This is a genomic window from Streptococcus downei MFe28 (assembly GCF_900459175.1).
In the GTDB taxonomy this organism is placed as follows: Bacteria; Bacillota; Bacilli; order Lactobacillales; family Streptococcaceae; genus Streptococcus; species Streptococcus downei.
Genome location: NZ_UHFA01000002.1, coordinates 688,280 through 702,222, shown reverse-complemented (window position 1 = coordinate 702,222; position 13,943 = coordinate 688,280). Strand labels below are relative to the sequence as shown.

At 42.9% G+C, this 13,943-nt stretch carries 15 protein-coding genes; 3 read left to right on the top strand and 12 right to left on the bottom strand.

Going from position 1 to position 13,943, the window contains the following annotated elements:
* Positions 1-43 precede the first annotated feature (43 nt).
* From nth to tsaB, 6 genes are all read right to left on the bottom strand, one after another.
* Positions 44-676 (bottom strand): endonuclease III, encoded by a 633-nt coding sequence (nth, locus tag DYE66_RS03435; RefSeq protein ID WP_044123905.1) that lies wholly within the window; start codon positions 674-676, stop codon positions 44-46.
* Positions 677-721: 45 nt separating this feature from the next.
* Complete coding sequence (locus DYE66_RS03430) at positions 722-1,048, bottom strand: AzlD domain-containing protein (protein ID WP_002999451.1); 327 nt, start codon at positions 1,046-1,048, stop codon at positions 722-724.
* Positions 1,035-1,733: an AzlC family ABC transporter permease gene (locus DYE66_RS03425; protein ID WP_002999411.1), complete on the bottom strand. Its 699-nt coding sequence runs from the start codon at positions 1,731-1,733 to the stop codon at positions 1,035-1,037. The genes DYE66_RS03430 and DYE66_RS03425 overlap by 14 nt, the downstream gene beginning before the upstream one ends.
* Positions 1,734-2,068: 335 nt before the next feature.
* Entirely contained in the window at positions 2,069-3,088 is a 1,020-nt protein-coding gene (gene tsaD / locus DYE66_RS03420; protein WP_002999264.1) for a tRNA (adenosine(37)-N6)-threonylcarbamoyltransferase complex transferase subunit TsaD, read from the bottom strand.
* 33 nt (positions 3,089-3,121) lie between these two features.
* Positions 3,122-3,562: a ribosomal protein S18-alanine N-acetyltransferase gene (rimI, locus tag DYE66_RS03415; protein WP_002999273.1), complete on the bottom strand. Its 441-nt coding sequence runs from the start codon at positions 3,560-3,562 to the stop codon at positions 3,122-3,124.
* Complete coding sequence (gene tsaB, locus DYE66_RS03410; protein ID WP_002999330.1) at positions 3,540-4,226, bottom strand: tRNA (adenosine(37)-N6)-threonylcarbamoyltransferase complex dimerization subunit type 1 TsaB; 687 nt, start codon at positions 4,224-4,226, stop codon at positions 3,540-3,542. Before tsaB ends, rimI begins: the two co-directional genes overlap by 23 nt.
* A 248-nt stretch (positions 4,227-4,474) precedes the next feature.
* On the opposite strand from tsaB, the gene DYE66_RS03405 reads away from it, so the two are divergent.
* Complete coding sequence (locus DYE66_RS03405; protein WP_002999315.1) at positions 4,475-4,705, top strand: DNA-dependent RNA polymerase subunit epsilon; 231 nt, start codon at positions 4,475-4,477, stop codon at positions 4,703-4,705.
* Position 4,706: 1 nt separating this feature from the next.
* Positions 4,707-6,398, top strand: coding sequence for a ribonuclease J1 (gene rnjA / locus DYE66_RS03400; protein WP_002999336.1), 1,692 nt, complete (start codon positions 4,707-4,709; stop codon positions 6,396-6,398).
* Positions 6,399-6,976: 578 nt separating this feature from the next.
* Here the strand turns inward: rnjA and DYE66_RS03395 are convergent.
* The 5 genes from DYE66_RS03395 to DYE66_RS03375 all read right to left on the bottom strand — a co-directional run bounded on the left by DYE66_RS03395 (position 6,977) and on the right by DYE66_RS03375 (position 11,173).
* The gene (locus DYE66_RS03395; protein WP_002999363.1) at positions 6,977-7,600 is read right to left on the bottom strand and encodes a CHAP domain-containing protein; all 624 of its coding nucleotides are present in this window, start codon (positions 7,598-7,600) and stop codon (positions 6,977-6,979) included.
* Between the two features lie 344 nt (positions 7,601-7,944).
* A complete protein-coding gene (gene glnA / locus DYE66_RS03390; RefSeq protein ID WP_002999255.1) occupies positions 7,945-9,291 on the bottom strand; it encodes a type I glutamate--ammonia ligase in 1,347 nt (448 codons plus the stop codon).
* A gap of 68 nt (positions 9,292-9,359) precedes the next feature.
* The gene (locus DYE66_RS03385) at positions 9,360-9,731 is read right to left on the bottom strand and encodes a MerR family transcriptional regulator (RefSeq protein ID WP_002999405.1); all 372 of its coding nucleotides are present in this window, start codon (positions 9,729-9,731) and stop codon (positions 9,360-9,362) included.
* A 206-nt stretch (positions 9,732-9,937) separates the two neighbouring features.
* Entirely contained in the window at positions 9,938-10,423 is a 486-nt protein-coding gene (locus DYE66_RS03380; protein WP_115324916.1) for an FUSC family protein, read from the bottom strand.
* 291 nt (positions 10,424-10,714) lie between these two features.
* Entirely contained in the window at positions 10,715-11,173 is a 459-nt protein-coding gene (locus tag DYE66_RS03375) for a MarR family winged helix-turn-helix transcriptional regulator (protein ID WP_002999270.1), read from the bottom strand.
* 137 nt (positions 11,174-11,310) lie between these two features.
* Between DYE66_RS03375 and DYE66_RS03370 the strand changes: the two genes are divergently transcribed.
* Positions 11,311-12,348, top strand: coding sequence for an SDR family oxidoreductase (locus tag DYE66_RS03370; RefSeq protein WP_002999388.1), 1,038 nt, complete (start codon positions 11,311-11,313; stop codon positions 12,346-12,348).
* A gap of 236 nt (positions 12,349-12,584) precedes the next feature.
* On the opposite strand, the gene DYE66_RS03365 is transcribed toward DYE66_RS03370, so the two are convergent.
* On the bottom strand, positions 12,585-13,781 hold the full coding sequence (locus DYE66_RS03365) for a phosphoglycerate kinase (protein WP_002999384.1): 1,197 nt from the start codon (positions 13,779-13,781) through the stop codon (positions 12,585-12,587).
* Positions 13,782-13,943: the final 162 nt, after the last annotated feature.

Genomic DNA, 13,943 nt, shown 5'->3' with positions numbered 1-13,943 from the left:
GTCCTTTCTATAACCGCTAGAAAATATGGCTGTCATATAGGCCTTATTGGGTCTCAGAAAAATCATAAAGCTGAGGGTAGTTGTGGCATTCCGGATTTTTAGGATGGCAAACTTCACGCCCAAAGAGGATCATGGCTTGATGGGCTGGTAGCCACTCTTCGCGTGGCAGAACCTTCATCACCCGCCTTTCCACTTCAAGTGGGCTGGCGGATTTTTTGACGATTTCATGGTGCTTGCAAATCCGCTCCACGTGAGTATCAACGGCAAAGGCTGAAATACCAAAGCCAACACTCATGACCACATTAGCAGTCTTTCGCCCCACTCCAGCCAGATTCTCTAATTCCTTTCTTGTATGAGGTACCTGACCTCCGAAATCTTCAACCAACTGCTGGGCACATTTCTTTAAGTATTTGGCCTTATTGCGATAGAGCCCCAGGCGAGAAATGTACTTGGCCAAATCAGCTTCACTAGCCTGAGCCATTGCCTCAGGGCTGGGATAAGCCTTAAAGAGAGCTGGGGTCACCTGATTTACAGCAGCATCTGTCGTTTGAGCCGACAACATAACCGCCACCAACAGTTCAAAGTGGTTGGTAAAATTCAAACTTGGCTTAGCATGGGGGTAGAGGGCAATAATTTCCTCAATCACCTTTCGCGCCCGCTTTTTCGATAAAACCATAAAAGTCTCACTTTCCATTTTTCTGACTAGCCCTACTTAGACCTTTTAAAAAATCAAACGCAGGAGGGCCAAGCTGACTATCCCTGTCAAAACTGCATAGAGGAGATTTTTTGTCCGAATGGCAACAAATAGGGTGGGCAAGCTAGCTAAGGCCTCCAAAACATTTAGCTGAGGAAGGTGGCCTGGCTTACTAGTAAAGAGGCTAGACAGGGTCAAGGCAAAAAGAATAGTGACCGGCAGGTATTTTAAAAAATGGACCACAATATCCGGCAGGCCTCGGTATTTAACCAAGACAAAGGGAGCAACCCGAGGAATCCAGGTCACAACAAACCCCAGTAGGATAGCTATAATAACAAAACTAGTGCTGGCCATCTAAAATCACCCCCAAGCTACAGCCAATCAAGGTAGACAAAAGAACTGCTAAAGAGGAACTAAGGACCATTGTCAAGAGCAGGTAGCTGATGGCAACTGCCAATAGGATTAAACAGAGCTTTCTTATCCCTTCAGAAATCATTGCCGTGAATTGGAAGATTAATAGTCCTAAAAACATAGCAATCAGGGCAAAATCCAAGCCCAGAACTTGTGGATCTGGGATCAGTTTTCCCATCAAGGTACCGACGACAGTTGATAGAAACCAGGCCAAGTAGCCAATCACATTATTGCCGTGCATCCAGGCAGCTGTAATGGACTTATGGTGGACATGTTCCCCTAATAGAACCCCATAGCTTTCATCGGTAATCAAGCTGGCCATAAGAAGATTTTGAAAGAAGGGAGTCTTGGTAAAGATGGTCGTTGCATGGAGGCTCATCAGCATATTTCTTAGGTTAATCAAGAAAACCGTCAGGGTAATGGTCAACAGGTCTGCTCCTGAAACAAGCATAGCCACCATAGCAAACTGGGCCGAACCACCATAAATAAGAAGACTCATCAAACCAACCTCTATGGCCGATAAACCTGCAGAAGAAGCAACAACCCCAAAGGCGATTCCTATCGAAATGTAGCCCAGAGCCGTCGGCAGGGCATCGCTTAGCCCTTCTCTAAATCCTTTTTCTTGCATGCCCTCAACTTCTTTCAATTTTTAGAATATTCTATCATTATAGCAAAGAAGAAAAACCAAGGCAAGATGAACCGTTCCCTGTCAGATAGACCGATGAAACGACAGACCATGCCCGGATTTTTCGATTTCTTATTTTTTCTGCAATTGATACAAAATGAAAATCAATCTTACCAAGTCAAGTAGTGGAGCGAATTCGTCGCTTGATGGATCGGCCCTCTGCTAAGATTGACTCCTCTTGCCTTCGTATTTTTAGCTCAGGCAGACTTAGTCTGCTAGATTAAATCTCACTCTAGAGAGCAGGCCCTTGATTTTTCTTAAATCCTCGAAAGTTTAGTCTAGTCCGCCAAGGTATCAAAAGCTAGGCTCGGCTTAGCATTGAGGTCTAAATCAGCAAAATGCCCCTTTTCAAACTCAACAGCAGCTGCTAAGGCAATCATGCCAGCATTATCACCACAAAGACGAAGAGGGGGAATCCGTAGCTCAATGTGCTCTGGAATCTCCTCAGCTAGACGCTCTCTGAGACCTTGATTGGCGGCGACACCACCAGCAACGACAAGGGTGTTAACAGGATAAGCTTCCAAGGCTCGCTTGGTCTTAGTCAGCAAAATATCCAAAACAGCGGCCTGAAAAGAGGCTGACAAATTTTCATTTGCCAAGCTTTCCCCCTTTTGTTGAGCATTATTATGGAGGTTGATAAAGGCTGATTTGAGGCCTGAAAAAGAAAATTCCAAGTTATCTTCCTGAAGCATGGCCCGAGGAAAGTCATAAATATCCTGCCCCTGATGGGCCAGAGTATCAATCTCCTTACCAGCCGGATAGGTCAGCCCCATGACCCGTCCAACCTTATCATAGGCTTCTCCGACAGCATCGTCCCTGGTCTCTCCGACAATCTTGTAATCACCAGGCTCCTTAACATAGACTAATTCAGTATGGCCACCAGAGACTAAGAGAGCTAAGAGGGGATAAGTTAAGGGACCAGCCTCTCTGGCCGCCATCAGATGTCCAGCCATGTGATTGACTGGGATAAGAGGGAGGCCATTTGCCCAGGCGAAGGCCTTGGCTGCAGCCATACCTACCAGAAGAGCACCGACCAGACCTGGCCCATAGGTTACAGCTACCGCATCTAGTTCCTTGGCTTCAAGTCCGGCTTCGTTCAGGGCATCCTGGATACAGAGGGTCACCACCTCGACATGATGGCGGCTGGCAACCTCTGGCACCACGCCACCAAAGCGCTTATGGCTCTCAACCTGACTAGCAATGACATTGCTCAGGAGTTCCGATTCATTTTTTAAAAGGGCGACACTGGTCTCATCACAAGAAGACTCAATCGCTAGTATATATCTATCTTTTGTCATCATTCACCTCATAAGCCAAACGCTAGCGTTCCCTTACTTTTTAGCGGTACGTTGCATGACCATAGCATCTTCTATTGGTGCACGGTAATAGTCTTTACGCCTGGCAACATTAATAAAACCGAATTTTTCATAGAGCCTTTGAGCAGGCAAATTCGAGACCCTAACCTCAAGAAATATATCCTCAGAACGACCAACCAAGCCCTGCATGAGTTGGCTGGCTAGACCCTGACCTTGGTAGGCCTTCTTGACTGCTAAATTCGTCACCTCAAGTTGACCAACTAAATTCTGGATGGAGAGGAAACCAACAATTTCGTAATCAACATAGGTATAAAAATAGTCGGTATTCGTCTGGCTTAAATCCGACTTGATTTGCTTCAAGGTCCAAGGAGACTGCTCATAGACATCAACCAAGACCTCATAAATCGCCTGAGCCAACTCTTCCTCTTTGGCCTCAGACCCGCTTGATATAGTCATTGGTCTCCTCTCCTCGGTGGCTCTTAAGCCAATTTTCTTCTGCTTCAACTCTTTTGAGATAATTGGGGACAAAAGCGTGAACATCTTGGGCAGGCAGACTAGCTCCCAGACGGCCAAGGAAAGTAGCCGATGGCAGGGTCTCCTGAATTTTCGCCTGGGGTAAATAGGTCTCGATTTCAGAGCGAAATTTCTCAGCTTCACCGACAAAAGTCACTTGGGGATAGGACTTAGCAAATTCCAGAACCTCTACCAAACTGGCATGGCCTTCTGGTGAAATGAGTTTGCCGTCCTCATAAAAGCCAGCATAGACATTCTGTCGTCTAGCATCAATCAAGGGGACAATTAGACCACTGGCCTCAATAGAACACAAAGCTTGTAAGCTCGACAAGCCAACCAGATCTATCCCTAGACTATAGGCCAAGGTTTTGGCCGTCGCTACCGCCACCCGCAAGCCAGTATAAGAACCAGGGCCTTGGGCCACTACAATCCGATTTAAATCGGCTGGTTGCCAACCTGCCTGGCTCAGCAAAAAATCAATAGTCGGCATCAGGCTGATACTATGGTTCTTCTTGATTGTCAGAGACAGTTCAGCCACAGGTTTATTATATTCCAAAAGGGCCACCGATAGAGGCTGATTGGACGTATCAAATGCTAATAGTTTCATGATTTTCCCCTTGTCAAATTCCTTCTTATTTTATCATAAAATAAAGTCACTGACATCTCAGGCTCCTCTAGCTTTATCCGAGATTACTTTTTACTAATCCCCTTTTTTATGGTATAATCTCGTTAGTTATAAATGTTCAGGTCAATTTACTACACAAAACAATTTCATAGAAAATCATCAGACTAGCATGATAAGGCTTTTTTTGATTGATTCTTTTAGTGAAACCTGACCAGACAGAAAGGAAACACATGATTTACAAAGTTTTTTATCAAGAAACTAAAGAACGCAACCCAAAACGTGAGACTACTCAAGCCCTTTACCTTGATGTCGATGCCAAGGATGAACTTCAAGGTCGCATTAAGGCTCGCAAATTGGTTGAAGAACATACCAACTATAATATTGAATTCATCGAATTACTCGCAGATAAGCATCTAGACTACGAAAAAGAATCAGGTGCCTTTAGCCTAACGGAGTTCTAATATGTCAAACATCAATTTAAAACCCGAAGAAGTCGGTGTTTACGCCATAGGGGGACTGGGCGAAATTGGTAAAAACACCTATGGCATCGAATATCAGGATGAAATCATCATCGTCGATGCTGGGATCAAGTTTCCAGAAGACGACCTCCTGGGTATTGACTATGTTATCCCCGACTATTCTTACATCGTCGAAAATGTTGACCGTATCAAGGCTCTGGTCATTACCCACGGCCACGAAGACCACATCGGGGGCATCCCCTTCTTATTGAAGCAGGCCAATATTCCTATCTATGCCGGACCGTTAGCCCTAGCCCTTATCCGTGGAAAATTAGAGGAACACGGCCTCTTGCGCGATGCTACCCTCTACGAAATCAATGACAATACGGAGCTGACCTTTAAGAACCTCAGCGTCACCTTCTTCCGCACGACCCACTCTATTCCAGAACCCCTGGGAATTGTCATTCACACCCCGCAAGGAAAGATTGTCTGTACCGGTGACTTCAAGTTTGACTTCACTCCAGTCGGTCAGCCTGCCGACCTCCACCGAATGGCGGCTCTCGGTGACGATGGGGTCCTCTGTCTTCTTTCAGACTCGACCAATGCGGAAATCCCGACCTTTACCAACTCGGAAAAAGTTGTCGGTCAATCCATTATGAAAATCATCGGAGGCATCCATGGCCGGATTATTTTTGCTTCCTTTGCTTCAAATATTTTCCGTCTGCAACAGGCTGCCGAAGCTGCTGTTAAGAACGGTCGCAAGATTGTTGTCTTCGGTCGCTCAATGGAAAAGGCTATTGTCAATGGGATTGAACTCGGATACATCAAGGTTCCTGATGGCACCTTTATCGACCCCAACGAGCTCAAGGACTATCATGCCAGCGAAATCATGATTATGTGTACAGGTAGCCAGGGAGAGTCCATGGCTGCCCTAGCCCGGATTGCCAACGGAACCCATCGCCAAGTTACCCTGCAACCTGGCGATACGGTCATCTTCTCCTCTAGCCCTATTCCTGGTAACACAACTAGTGTGAATAAGTTGATCAATACCATCCAAGAAGCTGGCGTTGATGTTATCCACGGTAAAATTAACAATATCCACACCTCTGGACACGGTGGCCAACAAGAGCAAAAACTGATGCTCCGCATGATTAAGCCCAAATTCTTCATGCCAGTCCATGGTGAATATCGGATGCAAAAGGTCCATGCTGGCCTAGCCGAAGATACTGGCATCCCAAGAGATAATATCTTCATCATGGAAAATGGTGATGTCCTAGCTTTGACCAAAGACTCTGCTCGTCGGGCGGGCCACTTCAATGCCCAAGACATCTACGTTGATGGTAATGGTATCGGCGATATCGGAACGGCAGTCCTGAGAGATCGCCGTGACCTCTCAGAAGATGGCGTTGTCCTAGCCGTTGCAACAGTTGATTTCAAGACCAAGATGATTCTGGCTGGGCCAGACATTCTCAGCCGTGGCTTCGTTTATATGCGTGAATCTGGAGACCTCATTCGCCAGGGTCAACGTATCCTCTTTAACGCCATTCGGATTGCCCTCAAAAATAAGGAAGCCAGCATCCAAAGCATCAATGGTGCTATCGTCAATGCCCTAAGACCCTTCCTTTACGAACAAACCGAACGTGAACCCATCATCATTCCAATGATTCTAACCCCTGATAAGGAAGACGATAACTAAAAAAGGAGCCGAGCGCTCCTTTTTATAGTCCTTGAAATTCAAGAATAACAGCTTGAGTCCACCTTTTTCGCTAATTATTTCTAAGAATGTGATCTAGCTTACTTAGAAGAGTCACTACCTCTGATTCTCGTTGAAACTCAATGAAAATCGAAATTAGCCGAGGTAAGGAGCAAAGCTATCAGCCACTTTAGTGGCTTGATAGCTAACGGCAATCTCTATAGTGATTGCCTAGCTCCCTTACTAACCTCACAAAGTTGGTGAAATCGACCAACTTTGCTCCGCATCGCACGAACTGAAGATAGCTCAAAAGGTCTGGAAGACCTTTTGAGGTTGGAAATAGAGAAAGCCTCGCTTTCCTCAGCAGGTACGGCAAGGTGAGTTAACGATGCGACATGGAGTAAAAACTGTCAATATTCCAGTTTTTATGAAATTAGTCACGGATAAAGCCACTCTAATGAGAAATCATAGAGTGACTTTATCCGTGGGAAATTTTTGATTTTCGAAGAGTATGAATATAAATTTCTCTGATAGCTAAAAGAAGCCCTCTCACTTTCGAGAAGGCTTCTTTTATAACTGTTTTATGAATTAGGATAGATATAGCTGACTTGACCTGGTGTCACGCTATTGTTAGGGTCGAACCAACCACGATAGTTATTGATTTCTGGATTACCCTTGTAGTTGGCTTCCAAAACTTGGATTTGACCTTGGTCATTAACATCTGTAACGTAAGCCACATGGCCATAACCACCGTCAGTCCAGCAGATAATAGAACCGACTTGTGGAGTATTTCCTACACTATAGCCACCATTTGCTGCACTAGAGGACCAGTCGCCTCCGTTACCCCACCAGTCGCCAGCCCAACCAGTAACCTGCTTAACGCCCCAAGTACATTGACCAACTGGATAGGTGTTAGCAGTCGTATCTGCAGAGGTATCAGCTACTGCACCTTCATCTTGAGCTGGAGCAGCTTCTTGTGCTGCACCGTCAACTTCAATGGTTTGGCCTGGCAAAATCGTACTTGAAATAGTCATGCCATTATCGGCAGCCAATTGATAGGGATCCATACCATGACCATCAGCAATAGAAAAGAAGCTATCGCCATTTTGGACAGTGTAAGAATCCGCTTGAACCGCTTGACCGGCCAAACCGACTAAAACAGTAGCAGCTACAAATAGACTTGCTTTGGTTAATTTTTTATTCATCTTATTCCCCTTTTATTCATAATAAAAACCCTGACTTGTCTAGGATTTTTCTTCTATGCCCTTAGTTTAGCAGGAAAAAATAACAAGTCCATTAACTAGAAATTAAAAAAATCAACTAATCTAGTGACAAATTTCACTAAAATTGTTAATTTTTTAATTAAAATGTCACAAAAAGGAGGATATCAAAAGAAAAAGCACTCAGCTAGGAGCCAAGTGCTTCTCTGACCTTGATATTTTTAACTTATACTCTTCAAAAATCAAAACTATCCATCGTTAACTCACTTTGCCGTACCCAAGTACTGCCTGCAGTTCGTTGCCTTGGCTAGATTGATTTTTATTGAGTATTAATATAAATCCAGATAATTATCCACTTCCCATTGGGAAACGAAGGCTGCATAGCTAGCCCACTCCATCCGCTTAGCTTCAATAAAGTTAGGGTAGATATGGTCACCTAGTGCTGCTTTGACCACTTCATCCTCCTGCAGGGCTTTAACAGCATTATGGAGGGTTGATGGGAGGTCACGAATACCTGCTGACTTGCGTTCATCTTCAGTCATCACATAGATGTTTGATTCAACCGGAGCCGGCGCTTCAATTTTATTTTCAATACCATCTAGACCAGATTCCAAAAGGACGGCCAAGGCTAAGTAAGGATTAGCCGTTGGGTCAACTGAGCGCAATTCCAAACGTGTTCCTACGCCTCGAGAAGCGGGAACGCGAATAAGAGGAGAACGGTTTTGACCAGCCCAGGCAATATAAACTGGAGCTTCATAGCCTGGAACCAAACGCTTATAAGAGTTGACTGTAGGATTGACAATGGCTGTATAATTGTAGGCATGTTCCATCAAGCCTCCCAGGAAGTAATAAGCGTTTTGTGACAACTGCATACCATTTGGATCTTCGGGATCAAAGAAGGCATTGTTGCCTTGGGCATCAAAGAGGGACATATTACAGTGCATGCCTGAGCCATTGATACCAAATTTAGGTTTAGCCATGAAAGTTGCATAGAGACCATGCTTACGGGCAATCGTTTTAACAACCAATTTAAAGATTTGAATATGGTCACAAGCCTTGAGAACATCACTATATTTAAAATCAATTTCATGCTGACCAACGGCCACTTCATGGTGACTGGCTTCAACTTCAAAGCCCATCTTGGTTAAAACATTGACAATTTCACGACGAGTATTGTCAGCCAAGTCGGTTGGAGCAAGGTCAAAGTAACCACCTTTATCGTTCACTTCCAAGGTTGGATTTCCTTGTTCATCCATCTTGAAGAGGAAGAATTCTGGTTCTGGACCAAGATTAAAAGATTTGAAACCAACTTCTTCCATGTGACGCAAGGCGCGTTTTAAATTACCACGTGGGTCACCAGGGAAAGGCTCACCTTGAGCAGTATAAATATCACAGATTAAACCTGCAACAGCACCATTTTCACCCCCCCAAGGAAAAACAGTCCAAGTGTCAATATCTGGGTAAAGATACATGTCAGACTCATTAATTCTTACAAAACCTTCAATAGATGACCCGTCAAACATGGCCTTGTTTGATAGAACCTTGTCAAGCTGTTCTTCAGTGGCAGGAATTTCAACATTCTTCATAGTTCCTGCAATATCTGAAAACATCAAACGCAAGAAGGTAACATTCTTCTCTTTGACTTCGCGACGAATATCATCTGCTGTGATTGCCATAATGGCCTCCTTTTTCAATAGAAAGAGCCTCAGCTAGCTCTGACAGGTATGTATATTAAGCTCGTATCCTACATACGAAAGCTACTTGGGTTAGCATTGGGTGAAGAAAAGCGTGATTGATTGCGAAATTCATCTTGCAAAATTCGCCGAACATCCGCATCTGTAAGTGGCTTGCTCGCCCCTTGGCTAAGTTGCTTGCGTTTGGCATATTCCTTTTTGATGGCCGCAATATTGAACCCTTCATCCAAATAGTCTTTGATTTCTAGCAAAACATCCATATCATTAAGAGAATATAGACGACGGTTACTAGAACTACGATCAGGAGTTAGAAGACCTTGATCTTCATAGTAGCGAATCTGTCTGGCCGTTAAATCTGTCAACTTCATTACTGAACCGATAGGAAAGACGGCTAGAGATCGTCTGAACTCTTTTTCTCGCATAAAAACTCCTTTCGCAAACCATTATAGGCTGAAAAATCATCTCTGTCAAGTCAAATGTTATATTTTCTAACATCATATTTTGGCTTGATTTCTGCAAATTCGGATTAAGGATAAAATCAAGAGAAGAATAATCGGCAACAAATACTTAGAGGGGTTTTCACCTGAAATGTACAACATACCCAGTATACAAAAAAAGACTAGCAAAACTAGTCTTTCTTAGCCATTCTTTTTGCAAAATGTTCCCCAATGCGATCAATGTCCGCATTGACCAGAGTCGCCACAAAGACACCGATAAAAGTTTCAAAAATCCGGGCTAGGGTATAGATAAAGGTATCCCCTTCTGGAATAGACAGGGTAATAATCAAGAGAGCCGCTACTGCTCCGATAATTCCTGTCTTGTTATTCATTGCGACATTTGTCATGATGGTCAGCATGGTAAAAATAGGAACAAAAACTAGGGTGACCCAGAGGGGCCTATTGAAGAGTTCACTAATCCCAAAGAAAATAAGAGAGTAGACCCCACCAATAGTATTACCGACAATTCTAGATGTTCCAAAATGGAGGCTCTTATCAAAGTTTTCTCTCAGGCTAAAGACCGCAGTTAAACAACCAATTTGCAGACCTTCAAAGCCCAGAAGAGAAAAGAGGGTTAAAATTAAAAATACTGCCAATCCTGTTTTAAAGGTCCACATCCCCAAACGAAATTCTCTTGGATTAAAACGAAAACGTCCCAAAATTTAATTCCCATCTTTCAAAAATTCACTTTCCTATTCTACCACAGTTTTGAAATATTAACAAAATTTTCTGAAAATTCATTTCTCAAAACCAGTCCTCCTTCAATTCAAGAAATTCCAATGATACGCTTTTCTTTTATAATTTGGCTTGGCCAGAACGCCTTTATTCATCAACTGGTAATTTCTAGACCTGTCCGCTAAATCACAAATCGTGAAGGATTAGCTATCAATAGACAGCCAATCCCTATTTTAATCATCCCACATTGAACGGTTTTTTAATTTTTCTTCATATGGTGTCGCAGAAAGAAAAATTTTAAAAGGCTCACTTAGAGCTTTAAAGTCAATTCCCTGTTCCACCAGTTTCTTATCATACTGAGTTTTAATGGCCATAATCTTAGGAACAAAAGTCTGACCCTTAGAAGTCAAGGATAAAAGGGAAAAACGTCGGTCTTTGTCAGAAATTTCTTTAATCACCAGATTCTTTTTAATAAGCGAACTCACTAAACGGCTAGGGCTCTTTTTCTCACAAATTAATAAATCACCCAAGTCTTTTAAAGACAAAGGTCCAAATTCTTGCAAAACTAGGAGTACTTCACTCTGATTAGGTGTTATATGCAAGGGAGCCAGTAAATTGATTAACTCCTTATTAACAATATTTTCAACACTTTTGAATAAGTATCTAAAACGGGCTGCTTCGTATGTTGACATAAGTTTTCCTTCTTTTTTGATCTCTTACTATTCTACACCAGAATCAGTAAATTATTGACAAAAACATACTAAAAGGCTAGACTAAGTTTTATTAAATGACAAGTCATTTAATAAAACTTTTCTAAAAGGAAAACTATATGAAGACATCACTCTCATCTTATAATATTAGCCACGCTTTTGTTACGGGCGCAACGGGTCTCTTGGGGAATAATCTTGTCCGCGCCTTATTAAAAGAAGATATCCAGGTTACCGCTCTTGTTCGGTCACTAGATAAGGCCAAAAAACAATTTGGAAATCTTCCAATTCACTTTGTCCAAGGAGATATTTTGGAGCCTAAAACTTACCAGTCTCATCTTTCCGGCTGTGATAGTCTTTTCCATACAGCAGCTTTCTTTCGTGACAGCCATAAAGGTGGCAAGCACTGGCAAGATCTCTACGATACCAATATTACAGGTACAAAAAATCTATTACAGGCTGCCTATAATGCCGGAATTCGCAGAATCGTTCACACTTCTTCTATTGCTGTTCTTACAGGCCAGCCAAATCAACTTATTGATGAGACCATGTCTCGTAGTCCTGATACCAAAATAGAGTACTACCGCAGTAAAATTCTAAGTGATCAAGTTGTTCGCGACTTTCTCAATAAACATTCCGACGTTTTTGTTACCTTTGTTCTTCCGGGCTCTATGTACGGCCCTGGTGATATGGGACCAACGTCCACAGGTCAGATGATTTTAAATTATATGCGACAAAAGCTTCCTGGGATTATCAAGGCCAGCTATAGCATAGTTGATGCTAGAGATGTGGCCGATATCCATATCCGAGCTATGAAATATGGACGCAAGGGGGAGCGCTATTTAGCTGCTGGTCGATACATGACCATGCAGGAATTAATGAATACCCTAGAGGCAGTTACCGGTATTCCTGCACCTAAAAGACAAATTCCTCAACCACTACTCCGAGCTTTCGCTTCTTGGAACGAATTTTACCATAGGGTTACTGGAAAGCCGGTCCTAGTTAGTAGGGATTTAGTCCATCTATTCGCTGAGGAATACCAGCGCACTCATTTTGACCCTACTAAGATGGAAAAAGAACTCGGTGGTCATTTTCGTGCCGTAGACGAGACAATGACAGATACCATCAAATGGTATCGCAACAATGGGTATTTGAACTAATAAAAACAGTATCAATTCACGATGGATTGATACTGTTTTTATTAGTGAATTCACTACCTCTATTACACAAAACAATGATTTTCAGAGACTGACAGACTTAGCTTATTTTTCAGTCAAAGCAGCGCTCCTCCAAATTTCTTAGGCAAATTCTTGCTAGAAAAGCTATGGTCAGCACTAGGCACTAAAGTGTCTTAGCAAGACCTGTCAATACTTTATACCTTGCTAGAGTTTCTAGTTTATTTTTCTGTCAAAGCTGCAAGTCCTGGAAGTTCCTTACCTTCAAGGAGTTCCATTGAGGCTCCCCCGCCGGTAGAAATCCAAGAGAACTTATCAGCACGGCCAAGGTTGATGGCGGCTGCTGCTGAGTCACCACCACCGATGATTGACTTCACGCCTGGTTGCTTAACAATGGCATCCATAACACCGATGGTACCAGCTTGGAAGTCAGGGTTTTCAAAGACACCCATAGGACCGTTCCAAACGACTGTTTTAGCACCAGTCAAGGCTTGGTCAAATTTAGCGATTGATTTAGGACCGATATCAAGACCAAGGAAACCAGGGTCTACAGCTTCACCTTCAGTATCTTTAACTTCAGTATAGTCTGCAAAAGCATTCGCTTCTTTAGAGTCAACTGGCAAGACTAATTTACCATTTGCTTTTTCAAGGAGAGACTTAGCGACATCCAACTTATCTTCTTCGACCAAGGAATCACCAATTTCAATACCCTGAGCCTTGTAGAAGGTATAGGTCATACCACCACCGATAAGGACCTTATCAGCCTTCTTAAGTAAGTTTTCGATAACACCGATCTTGTCTGAAACCTTAGATCCACCAAGGATAGCCACGAATGGGCGTTCTGGTGTTTCAACGGCTTCTTGGATGTAAGCAATTTCGTTTTCAAGAAGGAATCCAGCAACAGCCTTTTCAACATTAGCAGAGATCCCAACATTTGAAGCGTGAGCACGGTGAGCTGTACCGAAGGCATCATTGACAAAGATACCATCACCAAGGCTAGCCCAGTACTTACCAAGTTCTGGATCGTTCTTAGATTCTTTCTTACCATCAACATCTTCAAAACGAGTATTTTCTACCAAGAGAACTTGACCGTCTTGCAAACCATTAATAGCTTCTTCCAATTTAGGACCGCGAGTTACACCTGGGAAGACAACATCTTGTCCCAATTTTTTAGCCAAATCTTTAGCAACTGGTTCAAGAGACTTACCTTCCTTGTCTGCTTCTTCCTTCACACGACCAAGGTGAGAAAAAAGAACTGCACGGCCACCATGTTCAATGATGTATTTAATGGTTGGCAGAGCCGCAGTAATACGGTTGTCGTTAGTGATGACGCCATCTTTTACAGGTACGTTAAAGTCAACCCGAACGAGGACTTTCTTGCCTTTCAAATCAACATCTTTAACAGTTAATTTAGCCATTGATAGGACTCCTTAAAATTTATTTTTTACTCCATCATTATAACATAATTTCAAGCCTATATCTAAAATTGCTTGGAAAAAGTGAGGTTTATCACTAATTGATAATAAACCAATTCTTATCATTAAAGGGTTTCTCAGCTACCCAGGAGGACAAAAAAAGAC

Coding starts and splice junctions, on each gene's coding strand:
- nth (WP_044123905.1), bottom strand. CDS start 676: ATGGTTTTATCGAAAAAGCGGGCGCGAAAGGTGATTGAGGAAATTATT.
- DYE66_RS03430 (WP_002999451.1), bottom strand. CDS start 1,048: ATGGCCAGCACTAGTTTTGTTATTATAGCTATCCTACTGGGGTTTGTT.
- DYE66_RS03425 (WP_002999411.1), bottom strand. CDS start 1,733: ATGCAAGAAAAAGGATTTAGAGAAGGGCTAAGCGATGCCCTGCCGACG.
- tsaD (WP_002999264.1), bottom strand. CDS start 3,088: ATGACAAAAGATAGATATATACTAGCGATTGAGTCTTCTTGTGATGAG.
- rimI (WP_002999273.1), bottom strand. CDS start 3,562: ATGACTATATCAAGCGGGTCTGAGGCCAAAGAGGAAGAGTTGGCTCAG.
- tsaB (WP_002999330.1), bottom strand. CDS start 4,226: ATGAAACTATTAGCATTTGATACGTCCAATCAGCCTCTATCGGTGGCC.
- DYE66_RS03405 (WP_002999315.1), top strand. CDS start 4,475: ATGATTTACAAAGTTTTTTATCAAGAAACTAAAGAACGCAACCCAAAA.
- rnjA (WP_002999336.1), top strand. CDS start 4,707: ATGTCAAACATCAATTTAAAACCCGAAGAAGTCGGTGTTTACGCCATA.
- DYE66_RS03395 (WP_002999363.1), bottom strand. CDS start 7,600: ATGAATAAAAAATTAACCAAAGCAAGTCTATTTGTAGCTGCTACTGTT.
- glnA (WP_002999255.1), bottom strand. CDS start 9,291: ATGGCAATCACAGCAGATGATATTCGTCGCGAAGTCAAAGAGAAGAAT.
- DYE66_RS03385 (WP_002999405.1), bottom strand. CDS start 9,731: ATGCGAGAAAAAGAGTTCAGACGATCTCTAGCCGTCTTTCCTATCGGT.
- DYE66_RS03380 (WP_115324916.1), bottom strand. CDS start 10,423: ATGTGGACCTTTAAAACAGGATTGGCAGTATTTTTAATTTTAACCCTC.
- DYE66_RS03375 (WP_002999270.1), bottom strand. CDS start 11,173: ATGTCAACATACGAAGCAGCCCGTTTTAGATACTTATTCAAAAGTGTT.
- DYE66_RS03370 (WP_002999388.1), top strand. CDS start 11,311: ATGAAGACATCACTCTCATCTTATAATATTAGCCACGCTTTTGTTACG.
- DYE66_RS03365 (WP_002999384.1), bottom strand. CDS start 13,781: ATGGCTAAATTAACTGTTAAAGATGTTGATTTGAAAGGCAAGAAAGTC.